This is a genomic window from Streptomyces antioxidans (assembly GCF_000968685.2).
Lineage (GTDB): Bacteria > Actinomycetota > Actinomycetes > Streptomycetales > Streptomycetaceae > Streptomyces > Streptomyces antioxidans.
This window is the reverse complement of the sequence record NZ_LAKD02000033.1, coordinates 105053-122596: the sequence shown is the minus strand read 5'-3', so window position 1 is coordinate 122596 and position 17544 is coordinate 105053. Positions and strand designations below refer to the sequence as shown.

Genomic DNA, 17544 nt, shown 5'->3' with positions numbered 1-17544 from the left:
CGGCGATGGCCATACGTGCTGCGGTGGCGGGCGCGAGCGGATACGCGGGCGGGGAACTGCTGCGGCTGCTGCTCGCCCACCCCGAGGTCGAGATCGGCACCCTGACCGGCAACTCCAACGCCGGACAGCCCCTCGCCGGGCTGCAGCCCCAGCTGCTCCCGCTGGCCGGGCGGACCCTCGAGCCCACCACCGCCGAGGCGCTGGCCGGGCATGACGTGGTCTTCCTTGCGCTGCCGCACGGGCAGTCCGCCGCCGTGGCCGAGCAGCTCGGCGACCAGGTCCTGGTCATCGACTGCGGTGCCGACTTCCGGCTGAAGGACGCGGCGGACTGGGAGCGGTTCTACGGGTCGCCGCACGCGGGCACCTGGCCCTACGGCCTCCCCGAGCTGCCCGGGGCCCGCGCCGCGCTGGAGGGCAGCAGGCGCGTCGCGGTGCCGGGCTGCTACCCCACCGCCGTCTCCCTCGCGCTCTTCCCGGCGTACGCGGCCGGGCTGCTGGAGCCCGAGGCGGTCATCGTCGCCGCCTCCGGGACCTCGGGCGCGGGCAAGGCGCCCAAGCCGCATCTGCTGGGCAGCGAGGTCATGGGCTCGATGAGCCCGTACGGCGTCGGCGGTGGCCACCGGCACACCCCCGAGATGATCCAGAACCTGTCCGCCGCGGCGGGGGAGCGGGTATCGGTCTCCTTCACCCCGACCCTCGCCCCGATGCCCCGCGGCATCCTCGCCACCTGCAGTGCCAAGGCCATGCCCGGAGTGACCGGGGAGAGCCTGCGCGCCGCGTACGACAAGGCGCTGCTGGACGAACCGTTCGTCACCCTCCTCCCCGAGGGCCAGTGGCCCTCCACCGCCGCCGTGTACGGATCCAACGCCGCGCTGCTCCAGGTCGCCCATGACGAGGCGGCCGGCCGCGCCCTCGTGATCAGCGCCATCGACAACCTCACCAAGGGCACTGCGGGCGGCGCGGTGCAGAGCATGAACATCGCCCTCGGCCTCCCCGAGGAGCTGGGACTTTCCACGATCGGAGTCGCTCCATGAGCGTTACGGCAGCCCAGGGCTTCACGGCCTCCGGCGTCGCGGCAGGGATCAAGGAGAACGGAAACCCCGACCTCGCACTCGTGGTGAACACCGGCCCGCGCCTCGCCGCCGCGGCCGTCTTCACCGCCAACCGCGTCAAGGCCGCCCCCGTCCTGTGGTCCGAGCAGGTGCTCACGGGCGGTCAGGTCTCGGCCGTCGTCCTCAACTCCGGTGGTGCCAACGCCTGCACCGGCCCGCTGGGCTTCCAGGACACCCATGCCACCGCCGAGAAGGCCGCGGAGGTCCTGGGCCACAGCGCGGGCGAGATCGCCGTGGCCTCCACCGGGCTGATCGGCGTCCGGCTGCCCTTGGACGCGGTGCTGTCCGGGGTCGGCAAGGCCGCCGAGGCGCTTTCCCCGCACGGCGGTGAGAAGGCCGCGATCGCCATCAGGACCACCGACACCGTCCACAAGACGGCCGTCGTGCAGAGCCCCGCGGGCTGGACCGTGGGCGGAATGGCCAAGGGCGCCGGGATGCTCGCCCCGGGCCTGGCCACCATGCTCGTCGTCCTCACCACCGACGCCGACGTGGACGCCGCCGGGCTGGACACCGCGCTGCGCGCCGCCACCCGCACCACCTTCGACCGGATCGACTCCGACGGCTGCATGTCCACCAACGACATGGTGCTGCTGATGGCCTCCGGCGCCTCCGGTGCCGCCCCCGACGCGGCGGAGTTCGCCGAGGCGGTCCGCGAGGTCTGCGCCGATCTCGCCCGACAGCTCATCGGGGACGCCGAGGGGGCCTCCAAGGACATCCGGATCGAGGTCGTGGGTGCGGCCACCGAGGACGACGCGGTGGAGGTGGGCCGCTCCATCGCCCGTAACAACCTCCTCAAGTGCGCCGTCCACGGCGAGGATCCCAACTGGGGCCGGGTGCTCTCCGCGATCGGCACCACCTCCGCCGCCTTCGAACCGGACCAGCTCAACGTGGCGATCAACGACGTCTGGGTGTGCAAGAACGGCTCGGTGGGCGAGGACCGGGAGCTGGTCGACATGCGCTACCGCGAGGTCCGGATCACCGCCGACCTCGCGGCAGGCGGTGCGTCTGCGGTGATTTGGGCGAACGACCTCACCGCCGACTACGTCCACGAGAACAGCGCCTACTCCTCATGAACCAGCCGACCGCCACCCGTAAGCACACCGCCCTGCCCAAGGCCCGCATCCTCATCGAGGCGCTGCCCTGGCTGACCCGGCACCATGGCAAGACCGTGGTGGTCAAGTTCGGCGGCAACGCCATGGTCGACGACGAGCTGAAGGCCGCCTTCGCCCAGGACATCGTCTTCCTGCGCCACGCGGGTCTGCGCCCCGTCGTCGTCCACGGCGGCGGCCCCCAGATCAGCGCACAGCTGGACCGGCACGGTCTGGTCAGCGAGTTCAAGGCCGGGCTGCGGGTCACCACCGACGACGCCATGGACGTCGTACGGATGGTGCTGGCCGGGCAGGTCCAGCGCGAACTGGTCGGGCTGCTCAACCGGCACGGCCCGCTGGCCGTCGGCATGACCGGCGAGGACGCCCATCTGATGTCCGCCACCAAGCACTTCGCCGAGATCGACGGCGAGCAGGTGGACATCGGCCGGGTCGGCCAGATCACCGAGATCGACACCGGCGCGGTCCGGGCCCTGCTGGACGACGGCCGAATCCCGGTCGTCTCCTCCATCGCCCGCAGCGCCGACGATTTTGATGAGGGGGGCCACGTCTACAACGTCAACGCGGACACCGCCGCGGCCGCCCTCGCCGTCGCGCTGGGCGCCGAGACGCTGATGGTCCTCACCGATGTGGAAGGCCTCTACGCCGACTGGCCCCACAGCGACGAGGTGATCAGCAAGCTCACCGCGAGCCAGCTGGAGAAGCTGTTGCCGGAGCTGGCCAGCGGCATGGTGCCGAAGATGGAGGGCTGTCTGTACGCCGTGCGCCACGGGGTCACCACCGCCCGGGTGCTCGACGGGCGGGTACCGCACTCCATCCTGCTGGAGATCTTCACCGACGAGGGCATCGGCACGATGGTCCTGCCGGACGGGACCGCGATCGAGGACAACGACAAGGGCGCCAGGGGCGACGAGGGGGAGGACCAGTGAGCAACGCGGAGCTGGAGCGGCGCTGGCAGGGGGCGCTCATGGACAACTACGGCACCCCCCGCCTCCCGCTCACCCACGGCGAGGGCACCAGGGTCTGGGACGCGGAGGGCAAGGAGTACCTCGACTTCGTCGGCGGGATCGCGGTCAACTCCCTCGGCCACGCCCACCCCGCCGTGGTGCGGGCGGTGTCCGACCAGATCGCCACCCTCGGCCACGTCTCCAACCTCTTCCTCGCCGAGCCCCCGGTGGCGCTCGCCGAGCGGCTGCTCCAGCTCTTCGGCCGCCCCGGACGCGTCTACTTCTGCAACTCCGGCGCGGAGGCGGTCGAGGCCGCCTTCAAGATCGGGCGGCGCACCGGGCGCACCCATATGGTGGCCACCGACGGCGGCTTCCACGGCCGCACCATGGGCGCGCTGGCCCTGACCGGCCAGCCCGCCAAGCAGGAGCCCTTCCTTCCGCTGCCCGGCGAGGTGACGCACGTACCGTACGGGGACGTGGAGGCGCTGCGCGCGGCCGTCACCACCGACACCGCCCTCGTCATCCTGGAGCCCGTCCAGGGCGAGAACGGCGTCATCGTGCCGCCGGACGGCTATCTGGCCGCGGCGCGGGAGATCACCCGGGCCACCGGCACCCTGCTGGTGCTCGACGAGATCCAGACCGGGATCGGGCGCACCGGGCACTGGTTCGAGCACCAGGCGCAGGGCGTCGAGCCCGATGTCGTCACCCTCGCCAAGGGGCTCGGCGCCGGGCTGCCCATCGGCGCCACCCTCGCCTTCGGGCCCGCGGCCGAGCTGCTGACCCCGGGTCAGCACGGCTCCACCTTCGGCGGCAACCCCGTCGCCTGCGCGGCCGGTCTCGCCGTACTCGACACCATCGCCGCCGACGGCCTCCTGGACCGGGTCAAGCGGGCGGGGGAGCGGCTGCGCAGCGGAATCGAGTCGCTTGACCACGCACTGGTCGCCCGGGTCCGCGGCGCCGGGCTGCTGCTCGGTATCGTGCTCACAGAGTCCCTCGCGCCGCAGGTGCAGAAGGCGGCTCAGGACGCGGGACTCCTGGTGAACGCGGTCGCGCCGGATGTGGTCCGGCTCGCCCCGCCGCTCGTCATCTCCGACGGCGAGGTGGACACCTTCCTCCGGGAGCTGCCCGCCGTCCTGGACGCCGCACATGAGGGAGACGGGGAACGACGAGCCGGAGACTGACGACACGATGACCGAGGCGCAGCACACCGACGCTAGAGACGCCAACCACGGCGGACCGGCCGTGCCGCAGACCCGCACCGCACGCCACCGCCGGATCGTGGACATCCTGAACCGGCAGCCCGTGCGCTCCCAGAGCCAGCTCGCCAAGCTGCTCGCGGACGACGGGCTCTCCGTCACCCAGGCGACGCTCTCCCGGGACCTGGACGAGCTGGGCGCGGTGAAGATCCGCAACACCGGCGGTGAGCTGATCTACGCGGTGCCGAGCGAGGGCGGCGACCGCACGCCGCGCGCCCCGCTCGGCGAGTCGGCGAGCGAGGCGCGGATGGCCCGGCTGGCGGGTGAGCTGCTGATCTCGGCGGAGGCTTCGGCCAACCTCGTGGTGCTGCGCACCCCGCCGGGCGCCGCCCAGTTCCTCGCCTCGGCCATCGACTCGGCGGAGCTGCACGACATCCTCGGCACCATCGCGGGCGATGACACGCTGCTGCTGATCAGCCGCGAACCGCTGGGCGGCCAGGCGCTCGCCGACCATCTGCTGCGGCTGGCCCAGAAGGAGCGCTAGGCGCTCCGCTGGATGTGCCGCGCCGTGCTGTCTGGCGCTTCATCGTGGCTGGTCGCGCCCACGCGGCGGAGCCGCACATCGGCACGGCCCCGCGCCCCTTCAGGGCGCCTGCCGAACCGCAGTGGATTTCGTCCGCGACCGGTACGACATCCAGGCCGCCACCACCGCCCCCGAGACGTTGTGCCAGACGGAGAACACCGCGGCCGGGAGCGCGGCCAGCGGGCTGAAGTGGGCGGTGGCCAGAGTCGCGGCGAGCCCGGAGTTCTGCATCCCGACCTCGAAGGCCATCGCCCGGCTCGCGGGGGCGCCCAGCCGGGCCAGCTTCCCGGCCCCGTAGCCCAGCGCCAGGCCGAGCCCGTTGTGGAGCACCACGGCGAGCAGGACCAGCGCCGCCGCCGACTTGATGGCGTCCGCGCTGGCGGCCACCACGATGGCCACGATCACGCCGATGGTGACGGCCGACAGCCAGGGCAGCAGCCCCAGCAGCCGGTGGACGTACCGCCCGGCGACCAGCCGTACGAGCAGTCCGCCGACCACCGGCAGCAGCACCGTCTTGAGGATGTCGGTGACCATCGACCCCGCGTCCACCGGCAGGAACTCCCCGGCGAGCAGCAGCGTCAGCGGCGGGGTGACCAGCGGCGCGAGCACCGTGGAGACGGTGGCGACCGACACCGAGAGCGCCACATCGCCGCGCGCCAGATACGTCACCACATTGGAGGCCGTTCCGCTCGGCGCGCAGCCGACCAGGATGACACCGGCCGCCAACTGGGGTGAGAGCCCGAGGGCGTTGGCGATCAGCCACCCGAGGCCCGGCATGATCACATAGTGCGCGACCAGTCCGAGCGCCACCGCCCAGGGCCGCTTCACCACACCGGAGAAGTCCCCCGGGGTCATGGTGAGCCCCATACAGAACATGATCACGCCGAGCAGATAGGGCACGTCCGGCGCCCAGCCGCTGAAGGTGCCGGGCGTGGCGAGGCCCGCCGCCCCGGCGGCGAGGACCAGGAGGGGGAAGACGGTGACGGCCCGCCGGGCCGCCCGGTCGGCGGCAGCGGGCTCCTCCGGTGACGGCGGGGGCGCCTGCCCCGCCGTCGTCGAGGAGGTCGAGGAGTCGGCCGCGGAGCTCTTCGATTCGGATCGCACCGCGCGATGGAACGCTTCCGGAGGCCCCTTCCGCAACACCGTCTCGTTATGTGGTCACTGCATCCACTACGTGTTCATACGCCTTCCCCATGTGGCGCACCATCCCCACCGGTGACCGCCGGGTCGGTGTTTCCATGGGGGTATGGCCACCAAGAAAGCCTCCGCGCGAGCGTCCGCGACCGGGCCCGCGATCCGGATCCGCCAGGTGTACGACGCCCCCGACCCGGACGACGGCACCCGCGTCCTGGTGGACCGCATCTGGCCGCGCGGCCTCGCCAAGGCCGATGCCCAGCTGGACGCATGGGTCAAGGACGCCGCCCCCTCCACCGAGCTGCGCCGCTGGTACGGCCATGACCCGGACCTCTTCCCGGAATTCAGCCGCCGCTACCGCGCCGAGCTCACCGACCCGGAGCGCCGCGAGGCCGTCGCCCACCTCCGTGAGCTGGCCGCCTCCGGCCCGCTGACCCTGCTCACGGCGGTGAAGGACCTCGACTACGGCCATGTCCAGGTCCTGGCCGAGGCGATCCGCGGCCGGGAGTGAGCGCCGCCGAGGGACCGTCCTCGTACGGAGGGCTCGTCTCGTACGAGGGCTCGTCCCGTACGGGGGGTTCGCCTCATACACATAGCTCCGCCGAATGGCGGGCGAACCCGCTGGTGTGCCAGGTGGCGCCGTCCGCGGTGATGACCAAGGCCTCGGCGTCGGGGAGCCGGGCCAGCCAGGGGCGGGCGCGCTCGGCGCCCATGGCGCAGGCCGCGGTGGCCACGGCGTCCGCGTCGGCCAGGCTGGTGGCGATCACGGTGACCGAGGCCGGGCCCCGCGCCGGGGGACGTCCGGTGCGGGGGTCCAGGATGTGGCAGCCCCGCTCGGCCGGACCCGAGGTGGCCACGGCCAGTTCGCCGCGGGCCTCCACGACCGCCGCCAGCTCGCCCGGGCGCAGCGGATCGGCGATGCCCACCCGCCAGGGGCCGCCGTGCACCTGGACATCGCCGCCGCCGTTCACACACACCGACCCGGCGCCCGACGAGACCAGCATCCGGGCGGCGCGCTCCACCGCCCAGCCCTTGACCAGGCCCGTCGGGTCGAGGCGGCCACCGGCGTAGCGGGCGGTGAACCAGCCGCCGCTGCGGTGCTCGGCGTCCTCGCACATCCGCAGCACATCCCGGACCTCGGGCTCGCAGCGCGACAGCGTCAGCTCACCGCGCCCCAGCCGGCTGATCTGGCTGTCCGGGCGATAGGTGGAGAACAGCTCGTCCACCCGGTGCAGCCCCACCACGGCCCCGTCCAGCGCGGCCTGCACCCGCGGCCGGTCGGCGGGCGCGACCTCGCGGATGTCGAAGGAGAAGACCGTGCCCATGACGTGCTCGACATGGCGCAGCGGCTCGGGTCCCTGATGTCCGTACGTCATTTGGCACCCGCCTTGTCGAGCGCGCTCTGCAGGGACTTCGCGTAGCCCTCGCTGGTGTAGGTGGCCCCGGAGACGGTGTCCACCTTCGCCGCGGCCACCGCCTGCTGGTTGAGCTTGGGGACGGCGGTCTTGGCGATCTGGTCGCTCTGCGGTCCGGAGTCCGGTGTCTTGACCGCCTGGGCGGCGGTGATCTTCCCGCCGTTGACGGTGAGGCTCACCTGGACCGGGCCGTACTGCGTCTGCACGGTGTCGCCGGTGACCGTACGGGCGCCGCCCGCACCCGCCCCGTCCCCCGCGCCAGCCCCCGCCCCGCCCCCGCCCGGCTGTGCCGTGGCCGCGGCCGGGGGCGCCTGCCCCGGCTGGGTCTCGGCGACGGCCTGGCCGCCTCCCGAACCGGGCTGTTTCAGCGCGAGCAGCAGCACCACACCGGAGACGGTGGCGGCCGTTCCCACGACGATGCGGCGCAGCGGATGCTTCCTCTTCATGGCTTCACCTCGGTCACAGCTCGAAGGACTGGGTCACGGCTCGGATGTCTCGGTCACAGCTCGAAGGACTCGTGGTGGATCCGGCGATCCGGAACCCCCGCCTCGCGCAGCGCCCCGTACGCGTGCTCGGCCAGGCCCGGCGGGCCGCACAGATAGACGTCGTGGTCCTCGATATCCGGGAGCAGCTGGCCCAGCCGCTCCGCGGTGATCTCCGGCCGGGCGCCGTCCGGGCCGTTCACCGCGTACAGCAGCCGGGCCCCGCGCTCGGTCGCGATCTGCTTCAGTTCGTCCCACAGCGCCAGGTCCTCGATGCTGCGGGCCCGGTAGAGCAGGGTGAGGTCGCCGCCCTTGCCCGGCAGCGTCTCGAACAGTGCCCGGATCGGGGTGATCCCGGCACCGCCCGCGATCATCAGCACCTTGCCGCGGCTGCGCCGCGCCGCGGTCATCGCTCCGTACGGCCCCTCCGCCCACACCCGTGTCCCCGGCTTCAGCGAGGCCAGCCCGGTGCTGTGGCCGCCCACCGCCTTCACCGTGATCCGCAGCAGCTCCGGCCGGGGCGGCGCGGAGAGCGAGTACGGATGGGAGCCCCAGCGCATCCCCGGGGCCAGGAACCGCCAGCGGAAGAACTGCCCGGCCTGTGCCCCGATCCGGTGCAGCTTGCGCCCCCTGATCAGTACCGACACCACTCCGGGCGCCTCCGGTACGACGGCCTCCACCCGCATCCGGTGCCGCAGGTTCAGCCGCAGCGGCACCAGCAGCCGGTACCAGACCACCAGCGCGGTGACCGTGCCGTACAACGCGTACCAGGCGGTCTCCGCGGTCTTGTTCCCGACGAACTCCGCACCGGTCGCGAGCTGGTGCCAGAACGTCAGGAAGACCGCCAGATAGGTGAACAGATGCAGGTAGTACCACACCTCGTACGGCATCCGGCGGCGCACCATCCCCGCCGAGATCAGCCCGATCGCCACCAGCATCCCGGTGCCGACCACCGCCTTGATCATGTCCGGGTAGTCCATGACCACGGTGACGGACTGGTCGACGAGGCCGGTGCCCGCCTGCTCCGCGTAGCCCGCGATGATCAGCCCGACATGCGCCACGATCAGACACAGCGCGTACCGCCCGCTCAGCGCGTGCCAGCGCGCGACCCGGTCCGAGCCCACCCGCCGCTCCAGCGCCGGAACGCGGGCCATCTGGAGGACGACGAGGGCGAGGACATAGCCGCCGAGCAGCCCGCTGAGCCGCCCGGCGTGGGTCAGCCACTGTGCGGTGCCGTCGACGTTCGGAGTGTTCTGCCACCACAGCGACAGCACCGCCGCCGCACCTGCCAGGCTGAGCAGGATCAGCGGCACGGCATGCGAACGGCGGGGCTGGATGCGGCGCATGGCCTGTCGCCGCCCGGCCCGGCTGTTCAGTAGCGTCGTCACGGCCTGTCCCCTTCCCTTGGGCTCCGGCGCAAGGGAATACGGCCGTGAGCGCGGGATGACTCAAAGGCCGCCGGGATTCACAGGTTCGGGTTTCACCGGTGGTGGCGCACTCCCTGTGGTGGTTCAGGTGTCCGCGCTCGTAAGGAGGTCACCGACGGTAGGACTTGATCGGGTAGGACACCGTTGAGCGCGGTGCGGGCCGCTTCTCTGCGCCCTTCCCGCCGTCCTTCTTCCCGCCGTCCTTCTTCCCGGTCCCCTTCTCGAAGTGGACGGGGTACCGGGCCGTCTGATGGGGGTTCGGCGACGTGCCGTCGCGGGTGTTGCCATCACCGTTGTGGTTGATCCACAGGACCCCGACCACGAATACGCCGAGCACCATCATCTGCTTCTTCTGCACCGGTCCCGACTCCCCCTCGGTCCGCAGCTGCGCTCCCCGCCCCGCCATGGTCTCAGCCGGGCGGCCGAATGGGCAGGTGCTACCGGGTGGTGAAAGCGCCTCCGTTGACGTGGAGGGTCTGGCCGGTGATGTGCCGCGCGCCGGACGAGGCCAGGAAGAAGGCGGTCCGGGCGATGTCCCAGGCCGTGCCCGCGCGCTTGTTGTGGGTCTCCGCCACGAGCGCGGCGCGGCGCTCGTCGGTCATCCCGCCCTGGAAGAAGTTCGTACCGGCGATGAAGCCCGCGGAGATGACATTGCAGGTGATGCCCTTCGGCGCGAGTCCGGCGGAGGCCGAGGCGTTCCACGCCGCCAGGGCGGCCTTCGCCGCGCCGTAGGAGCCGCCCCCGCGCTCGGCGCCGATCGAGCCGATGCTGATGACGGAGCCGCCACCGGCCAGCTTCTCCTGGACCGAGGCGGTGGTCAGCACCGCGGTGAGCAGGTTCTGGGAGAGGCTGCTGTGCCACTGGGCGAGCAGCGCGTCCAGGGGCGGGAGGCCGTCGGACGCCGCCTCCGGCAGCCCACCGGCCGCGTTGACCAGGACGTCCAGCGTGCCGAGCCGGTCGGCGAGGGCGGCGACCGACTCGGGGGAACCGGCGTCACAGACGACGCCGTGCGCACCCGTCTCCTTGGCGGTCCGTTCGACGGTGTCGGGGTGCCGGCCGGTGACGAAGACCTCCGCCCGGTCGGCGATGAACGCTTCGGCGATGGCGCGGCCGATGCCGCTGGTGCCACCGGTGACGAGCACGGTCCGGCTCACAAGTCCTCCTGCGCTGAGTTACGTTTAGATCTAAACGTAACTCATGGCGACAGGAGAACGCACCCATGGCCGATCCCGCCCTCGATGTCCCCGCCCCCGATGTCCCGGAGCCCGGCGCCCCCGGCTCATCGGAGGACCCCAGGGGCGTCCACTCCGCCGCGGACATCGCCACCGCCTGGCAGCGGGAGCGCCCCGGCGCCCCGACCGAGTCGATCGAGATCGTCACCCCCATCTGGTGGCTGGGGAAGCTCTTCGCCGACGACCGCGACCGGGCGCTGCGCGCGGCGGGGATCGACGCGGCCACCCTCGATCTGCTCTCCGTCATCCGTCGCTCCGGCCCGCCCTACGCCCTGAGCACGCGCGAGATCGCCTGCCGGACCCTGGTGACCGCCGGAGCGATCTCGCAGCGCGTCGCCCGGGCCGAGCGGGACGGCCTCGTCGTGCGCAGGCCCGGGACCACCGGCCGTCGCTCCGTCCTGGTGTGTCTGACGGCCGAGGGTCACGCCCTCATCGAGCGGTCCGTCGACACCGTGCTCGGCCGCGAGGCCCGGCTGGTGCGCGGTCTGTCGGACCAGGAGCGCACGGTGCTCGCCGGGCTGCTGGTCAAGCTGATGGCGGACGTCCGGCGGCGGACGGGGCGGTGACCGGACGCGGCGCCGCTTTGACGAAACATACGGTTCAGTGCATACTCATGCAGAGAAACGTATGGATCGTAAGGAGGCACCCGTGACCGAGCGCGTCGTACTCGCCTACTCGGGCGGCCTGGACACCTCCGTCGCCATCGGCTGGATCGCCGAGGAGACGGATGCCGAGGTCATCGCCGTCGCCGTGGATGTCGGCCAGGGCGGTGAGGACCTGGACGTCATCCGCAAGCGGGCACTCGCCTGCGGGGCGGTCGAGGCGGAGGTCGCGGACGCCAAGGACGAGTTCGCCGCGGAGTACTGCCTTCCGGCGATCAGGGCCAACGCGCTGTACATGGACCGCTACCCGCTGGTCTCCGCCCTCTCCCGGCCGACCATCGTGAAGCACCTGGTGGCCGCCGCCCGCAAGCACGGCGCCGGGACCGTCGCCCACGGCTGCACCGGCAAGGGCAACGACCAGGTGCGGTTCGAGGCCGGTATCTCCTCACTGGCGCCGGAGCTGAAGTGCATCGCGCCGGTCCGGGACTACGCCATGACCCGGGACAAGGCCATCGCCTTCTGCGAGGCCAAGGGCCTGCCGATCGCGACCACCAAGAAGTCCCCGTACTCGATCGACCAGAACGTCTTCGGGCGGGCCGTGGAGACCGGCTTCCTGGAGGACATCTGGAACGCGCCGATCGAGGACGTCTACGAGTACACCGCCGACCCGGCCACCCCGCGCGAGGCCGACGAGGTGATCGTCACCTTCGACAAGGGCGTCCCCGTCGCGGTCGACGGCGAGCCGGTCACCGTGCTCCAGGCCGTCCAGCGGCTGAACGAGCGGGCGGGTGCCCAGGGCGTCGGCCGGATCGACATGGTCGAGGACCGGCTGGTGGGCATCAAGTCGCGGGAGGTCTACGAGGCGCCCGGCGCCATCGCGCTGATCACCGCCCACCAGGAGCTCGAGGCCGTCACCGTCGAGCGCGAGCTGGCCCGCTACAAGCGGCAGGTCGAGCAGCGCTGGGGCGAGCTGGTCTACGACGGCCTGTGGTTCTCACCGCTCAAGCGGGCCCTGGACGGCTTCATCACCGAGGCGAACGAGCAGGTGTCCGGCGAGGTCCGGATGACCCTGCACGGCGGCCGGGCGGTCGTCACCGGACGGAGGTCGCACACCTCGCTGTACGACTTCCACCTGGCGACCTACGACACCGGCGACACCTTCGACCAGTCGCTGTCCAAGGGCTTCATCGAGATCTTCGGGATGTCCAGCAAGATCGCCGCGAAGCGGGACCTGCGGCAGTAGCCTGCGTACCAGCGTCAAGCCCGCGTACCCGACGTACGCGACGCGTCATGAGCCGCCTCCCCGCCCCGCGGCGGGGAGGCGGTCGCACATCCACAGCAGCCTGAGGAGCAACACCGTGAGCAACGGCAACAGCGGCGACGTCCGGCTCTGGGGCGGCCGCTTCGCCGACGGCCCGTCCGAGGCACTGGAGAAGCTCAGCGCCTCCGTGCACTTCGACTGGCGCCTGGCGCCGTACGACATCGCCGGATCCCGCGCCCACGCCCGGGTGCTGCACACGGCGGGGCTGCTCACCGCCGATGAACTGGAGCGGATGCTGGCGGGCCTGGACCGGCTGGAGGCCGATGTCGCCTCCGGTGACTTCACCGGCACCATCGCCGACGAGGACGTCCACACCGCCCTGGAGCGCGGACTGCTGGAGCGGCTGGGCCCGGACCTCGGCGGCAAGCTGCGCGCCGGACGGTCCCGCAACGACCAGATCGCCACCCTCTTCCGGATGTACCTGCGCGACCACGCCCGGATCCTCGGCGGGCTGATCGCCGACCTCCAGCAGGCCCTGGTGGGGCTCGCGGAGGCCCACCCGGACGTGGCGATGCCCGGCCGCACCCACCTCCAGCACGCCCAGCCGGTGCTCTTCGCCCACCACGTGCTCGCCCATGTCCAGGCGCTGTCGCGGGACGCGGAGCGGCTGCGGCAGTGGGACGAGCGCACCGCCGTCTCGCCGTACGGCTCGGGCGCGCTGGCCGGGTCCTCGCTGGGGCTCGACCCGCGGGCGGTCGCGGCCGACCTCGGCTTCGAGCGGGGCTCGTCCGCCAACTCGCTCGACGGCACGGCCGCGCGTGACTTCGCCGCCGAGTTCGCGTTCATCACCGCGATGATCGGCGTCGATCTGTCGCGGATCGCGGAGGAGATCATCCTCTGGAACACGAAGGAGTTCTCCTTCGTGACCCTCCACGACGCCTTCTCCACCGGCTCCTCGATCATGCCGCAGAAGAAGAACCCGGACATCGCGGAGCTCGCGCGCGGCAAGTCCGGGCGGCTGATCGGCAACCTCACCGGGCTGCTGGCCACGCTCAAGGCCCTGCCGCTCGCGTACAACCGCGACCTCCAGGAGGACAAGGAGCCGGTCTTCGACTCCTGCGACCAGCTGGAGGTGCTGCTCCCGGCCTTCACCGGGATGATGGCCACGCTGACCGTCAACCGCGAGCGCATGGAGGAGCTGGCCCCGGCCGGGTTCTCGCTGGCCACCGACATCGCCGAATGGCTGGTGCGGCAGGGCGTGCCGTTCCGGGTGGCGCACGAGGTCGCGGGGGAATGCGTCAAGGAGTGCGAGCGGACGGGCATCGAGCTCGACCAGCTCACCGACGAGCAGTTCGCCAAGATCTCGCCGCATCTGACGCCGGAGGTCCGCGGCGTCCTGAACGTGCAGGGCGCGCTGGCCGCGCGCGGCGGCCGTGGCGGCACCGCCCCGGTGGCGGTGCGGGCCCAGCTCGCGGAGGTCAAGGAGGATCTGGCCGCCCAGTACGCGTGGGCGGGCGCGAAGCGCTGACAGCGGGAGCCGTACAGGGAGCTGACGGCGAGAGCCGGACAGGGAGAGGTGGCGATACGGCGTATGGGCGTCGAACGTCTCATGGAGATCGCGGCCCCCGGGGCCGGGGCGGCCCGGATCGGGCTCGGCCTGGCCGCGGTCGGCCGCCCCGCCTACATCAACCTCGGCCGGGACCGTGACCTCCCGGCCGAGCGCCCGGTCGAGGTGATGCGGCGACGCAGCCATGAGCTGCTGGACGCCGCGTACGCCGCCGGGGTGCGCTATCTGGACGCGGCGCGCTCCTACGGCCGGGCCGAGGAGTTCCTCGCCGACTGGCTGCGGAACCGCCCGGACGCCGCGCGGGACGTGGTGGTCGGCTCCAAGTGGGGCTATACGTATGTCGCCGAGTGGCGTACGGACGCCGAGACCCACGAGGTCAAGGACCACGGCGCCGAGACCTTCGAGCGCCAGCGCGAGCTGACCGACGCGCTGCTCGGGGACCGGCTGGACCTGTACCAGATCCACTCGGTGACCCCCGAGAGCCCGGCCCTCACCGATCCCGAGCTGCACGCACGGCTGGCCGGGCTCGCCGCGGAGGGCGTGACGGTCGGCGTCTCCACCAGCGGCCCCCACCAGGCCGAGGCGATCCGCGCGGCGCTGGCCGTGGAGGTCGACGGGCGGCCGCTCTTCCGTACCGTCCAGTCCACCTACAACCTGCTGGAGCCCTCGGCCGGGGCGGCGCTGGCCGAGGCCCATGAGGCGGGCCGGGCGGTCATCGTCAAGGAAGCCGTGGCCAACGGCCGGCTCACCGAGGCGGCCGAGCGGCTTCCGGAGGCGCTGCGCCGGGTGGCCGAGGAGACGGGCGCCACGCCGGACGCCGTCGCACTGGCCGCGGTGCTGCACCGCCCCTGGGTGACGGTCGTCCTCTCCGGCGCCGCCACGACGGCCCAGCTGCGCGCCAACCTGACCGCCGCCGACCTCCCCCTGGACGAACGTCAGCTCACCGACCTGGACCAGCTGCCCGAGCTCCCGGAGACCTACTGGCAACACCGCGCGAACCTGCACTGGTCCTGACCCACACCCCCGCGACAAGGCAGCGCCCCGGACCCGGTACCACGCGGCTCCACCGCGAGGCAGGGCCCCACCAGGGGACCCGGACCCCGGACCCCGGAGCCTGGGGCGGTGCCGCGTCCCGGTGTTTACCCGTTCCCGCAGTACCGCTATGCGGCTGCGCCGCGCGGTGGGGTCCTCACCAGGGACCTGGGGTCTGGAGCCTTGGGTGGTGTCGTGTCTCGGTGCTTACCTGTCCCGGCACCTTCCCCGGAGTACCGCTATGCGGCTCCGCCGCGCGGTAGGGCTCCACCGGGAGCCGGGAGCCGGGAGCCGGGAGCCGGGAGCCGGGAGCCGGGAGCCGGGAGCCGGGAGCCGGATCCCGGAGTCCGGGGTCTGGGGCGGAGCCCCAGTTTCGGGAAGGGGCGGGGAGGGGAACAGCCCGCCGCAGGCGCCAACCCCCACCAGCCCCCCCGCCCGCTCACAGCGCGCTCAGGAACGAGCGCACCGCACGGGCGTACGGCCGCGGCGCATCGTCATGGATCCAGTGACCGCACCCGGCGAACTCACGGAGCCGCGTGTTGGGACGGCGGGTGGCCATCTCATGCGCGTGCCCCGGCGGCAGCAGCGGACTGTGCTCACCGCGCATCAGCAGCGCGGGACACGACGAGCCCAGCCAGTCGTCCCAGAAGTCACCGCACATGGCCTGCTGCGACGCCATCATATGGCTGGGCTCGAACAGCAGCCGCCAGCCCCCGGTCTGCGGATCCCGTTCGGCGCTGTCCAGGAAGTACGAGGCGTCCGGTATCCCCCGGGACTCGATGGCGGCGCGCAGCTTCTCCCGGTCCACGGCCCACGTCGGCCACCCGGAGACATCGAGCACCGGATGGCTGACCACCGGACGGTCCGTCACCGCGCCGATGTCCTCGACGACGAGCGCGCTCACCAGCTCCGAATGGCGGGCGGCCAGCGCGTACGCACCGACCGCGCCGGTGGAGTGGGCGACGACCGGGACCGGGCCAAGGCCGAGCTCCCGCAGCAGCGCGGCGGCGTCGGCCACATACTCGTCCAGCGTGAAGGGGCCACCGCCGCCGGTCAGCCCGTGCCCCCGCTGATCCAGGGCTATCACCCGCCGTTCGGGGGCGAGCGCGGCGGCCAGCGGCGCGTACATCCGGCCCCGGCCGAAGTGGCCGTGCAGGGCCAGGACCGGGGCGCCCGGCCCACCGAAATCGGTCACGGCGAACCGCCGACCGCGCAGCATCACGAAGTCGGGGGAGGGCACGGTCATCGTGGTCACCCGCGGCACCATAGTGGCCGGGCCCGGTGGTGACCAGCGGGTAACGGAACCAGTTCCTCCGCAAACTTGCGGGGCCACCACACGGATCGGGCCTTCGGCCCGGCGGACCGAGACCGCGTCGTTTTCGGCCAAACCCGGCCCAGAAACACAAGTACGACGACCTGTACAGACCCCCACGGCCCGGATGCGCCACCGCGGTGGCCCGGACACACCGCAGCGGTGGCCCGGAGACAGATGGCCCGGAGACAGGTGACCCGGAGACATAAGTGCCGCGCCCCGCACAGAACCGCCACGGCGGGACACACGCCGTGGCGGCGCGGGCAAGATACGGCGGCGCAGGCCACCACCACGGCGCCGCGAACAGACCACCGCGGTGGCCCGGACACACCGGACCACCGCGGCTCGCGCGAAACCTCAGGCGGCAGCCGCTACGCGGCCGCCTTCGCCTTCGTCGCGTAGATGTCCACGTACTCCTGGCCCGACAGCCGCATGACCTCGCTCATCACCTCGTCGGTGACGGCCCGCAGCACATAGCGGTCGCGGTCCATGCCCTCGTAACGGGTGAACTCCAGCGGCTCGCCGAAGCGGACCTCGACCTTGCCGGGCCGCGGCAGCCCCTTGCCGCCCGGCTGGATCCGGTCGGTGCCGATCATCGCGAACGGCACCACGGGCGCGCCGGTCATCAGCGCGAGGCGGGCGATACCCGTGCGGCCGCGGTAGAGGCGGCCGTCGGGGGAGCGGGTGCCCTCGGGGTAGATGCCGAAGACCCTGCCCTCCTCCAGCACCCGGCGTCCCGTCATCAGCGCCGCGACACCGCCGCGTCCGCCGTCCCGGTCCACCGGGATCATGCCGACGCCGGTGAAGAACCAGGCCATCAGCCTGCCCTTGAGGCCCTTGCCCGTGACGTACTCGTCCTTGCCGATGAAGAAGACCTGGCGGTCACAGACCAGCGGAAGGATCATCGAGTCGATGAAGGTGAGATGGTTCCCGGCGAGGATCACCGGGCCCGAGCCCGGAATGCCCTCGGCCCCCTCGACCCGTGGGCGGAACATCAGGCGCATCAGCGGACCGAGTACTGCCTTCAGAAACGCGAATCGGGACACGGGCCCTCCGGTCGGGGTCAAGGTCTGGGGCGCACCGTCGTACGGTCCGTCAACCTCGTACCGCACCCGAGCGCCGATGAGGACGATACT

General features: G+C 72.3%; 18 protein-coding genes. 10 read left to right on the top strand and 8 right to left on the bottom strand.

The genetic code is table 11. The annotated features are described in order from the left end of the window. Positions 1–5: 5 nt before the first annotated feature. From argC to VT50_RS14790, 5 genes are read left to right on the top strand one after another with little or no spacing between them, the layout of a single operon-like run. Positions 6–1034 carry an N-acetyl-gamma-glutamyl-phosphate reductase gene (gene argC / locus VT50_RS14810; RefSeq protein ID WP_046088027.1) on the top strand — a complete coding sequence of 343 codons (1029 nt, stop codon included), beginning with the start codon at positions 6–8 and terminating at the stop codon, positions 1032–1034. Next, positions 1031–2185: a bifunctional glutamate N-acetyltransferase/amino-acid acetyltransferase ArgJ gene (gene argJ / locus VT50_RS14805; protein ID WP_046088028.1), complete on the top strand. Its 1155-nt coding sequence runs from the start codon at positions 1031–1033 to the stop codon at positions 2183–2185. Before argC ends, argJ begins: the two co-directional genes overlap by 4 nt. After that, positions 2182–3147: an acetylglutamate kinase gene (gene argB, locus VT50_RS14800; RefSeq protein WP_046088029.1), complete on the top strand. Its 966-nt coding sequence runs from the start codon at positions 2182–2184 to the stop codon at positions 3145–3147. The genes argJ and argB overlap by 4 nt, the downstream gene beginning before the upstream one ends. Beyond that, complete coding sequence (locus VT50_RS14795; protein WP_046088030.1) at positions 3144–4346, top strand: acetylornithine transaminase; 1203 nt, start codon at positions 3144–3146, stop codon at positions 4344–4346. The genes argB and VT50_RS14795 overlap by 4 nt, the downstream gene beginning before the upstream one ends. A gap of 7 nt (positions 4347–4353) precedes the next feature. Then, a complete protein-coding gene (locus VT50_RS14790) occupies positions 4354–4905 on the top strand; it encodes an arginine repressor (RefSeq protein ID WP_046088037.1) in 552 nt (183 codons plus the stop codon). Between the two features lie 99 nt (positions 4906–5004). Here the strand turns inward: VT50_RS14790 and VT50_RS14785 are convergent, their stop codons facing one another. Next, positions 5005–6048, bottom strand: coding sequence for a bile acid:sodium symporter family protein (locus tag VT50_RS14785; protein WP_240529174.1), 1044 nt, complete (start codon positions 6046–6048; stop codon positions 5005–5007). Positions 6049–6190: 142 nt separating this feature from the next. Here VT50_RS14785 and VT50_RS14780 point away from each other — a divergent pair, with 142 nt between their 5' ends. After that, positions 6191–6589 (top strand): DUF488 domain-containing protein, encoded by a 399-nt coding sequence (locus VT50_RS14780; protein WP_046088032.1) that lies wholly within the window; start codon positions 6191–6193, stop codon positions 6587–6589. 73 nt (positions 6590–6662) lie between these two features. On the opposite strand, the gene VT50_RS14775 is transcribed toward VT50_RS14780, so the two are convergent. From VT50_RS14775 to VT50_RS14755, 5 genes are all read right to left on the bottom strand, one after another. After that, positions 6663–7454, bottom strand: coding sequence for an FAD:protein FMN transferase (locus tag VT50_RS14775; RefSeq protein ID WP_046088033.1), 792 nt, complete (start codon positions 7452–7454; stop codon positions 6663–6665). Then, the gene (locus VT50_RS14770; RefSeq protein ID WP_079343833.1) at positions 7451–7939 is read right to left on the bottom strand and encodes an FMN-binding protein; all 489 of its coding nucleotides are present in this window, start codon (positions 7937–7939) and stop codon (positions 7451–7453) included. Before VT50_RS14770 ends, VT50_RS14775 begins: the two co-directional genes overlap by 4 nt. A 53-nt stretch (positions 7940–7992) precedes the next feature. After that, positions 7993–9321, bottom strand: coding sequence for a ferredoxin reductase family protein (locus tag VT50_RS14765; RefSeq protein ID WP_075200492.1), 1329 nt, complete (start codon positions 9319–9321; stop codon positions 7993–7995). 190 nt (positions 9322–9511) lie between these two features. After that, a complete protein-coding gene (locus tag VT50_RS14760) occupies positions 9512–9808 on the bottom strand; it encodes a hypothetical protein (protein WP_046089179.1) in 297 nt (98 codons plus the stop codon). Between the two features lie 31 nt (positions 9809–9839). Next, entirely contained in the window at positions 9840–10556 is a 717-nt protein-coding gene (locus VT50_RS14755; RefSeq protein WP_046089178.1) for an SDR family NAD(P)-dependent oxidoreductase, read from the bottom strand. A gap of 65 nt (positions 10557–10621) precedes the next feature. Here VT50_RS14755 and VT50_RS14750 point away from each other — a divergent pair, with 65 nt between their 5' ends. The 4 genes from VT50_RS14750 (at position 10622) to VT50_RS14735 (ending at position 15078) form a co-directional block, all read left to right on the top strand. Beyond that, the gene (locus tag VT50_RS14750; protein ID WP_046089177.1) at positions 10622–11200 is read left to right on the top strand and encodes a MarR family winged helix-turn-helix transcriptional regulator; all 579 of its coding nucleotides are present in this window, start codon (positions 10622–10624) and stop codon (positions 11198–11200) included. Between the two features lie 82 nt (positions 11201–11282). Beyond that, positions 11283–12479 (top strand): argininosuccinate synthase, encoded by a 1197-nt coding sequence (locus tag VT50_RS14745; protein WP_046089176.1) that lies wholly within the window; start codon positions 11283–11285, stop codon positions 12477–12479. A gap of 115 nt (positions 12480–12594) precedes the next feature. Further along, positions 12595–14025, top strand: coding sequence for an argininosuccinate lyase (gene argH / locus VT50_RS14740; protein ID WP_046089175.1), 1431 nt, complete (start codon positions 12595–12597; stop codon positions 14023–14025). Positions 14026–14088: 63 nt separating this feature from the next. Then, positions 14089–15078, top strand: coding sequence for an aldo/keto reductase (locus tag VT50_RS14735; RefSeq protein ID WP_046089174.1), 990 nt, complete (start codon positions 14089–14091; stop codon positions 15076–15078). Positions 15079–15535: 457 nt separating this feature from the next. Here the strand turns inward: VT50_RS14735 and VT50_RS14730 are convergent, their stop codons facing one another. Both VT50_RS14730 and VT50_RS14725 read right to left on the bottom strand, forming a co-directional pair. Beyond that, positions 15536–16342, bottom strand: a complete 807-nt coding sequence (locus VT50_RS14730) for an alpha/beta fold hydrolase (protein WP_046089731.1) — start codon at positions 16340–16342, stop codon at positions 15536–15538. A gap of 437 nt (positions 16343–16779) precedes the next feature. Continuing rightward, positions 16780–17454 carry a lysophospholipid acyltransferase family protein gene (locus tag VT50_RS14725; protein ID WP_046089730.1) on the bottom strand — a complete coding sequence of 225 codons (675 nt, stop codon included), beginning with the start codon at positions 17452–17454 and terminating at the stop codon, positions 16780–16782. Positions 17455–17544: the final 90 nt, after the last annotated feature.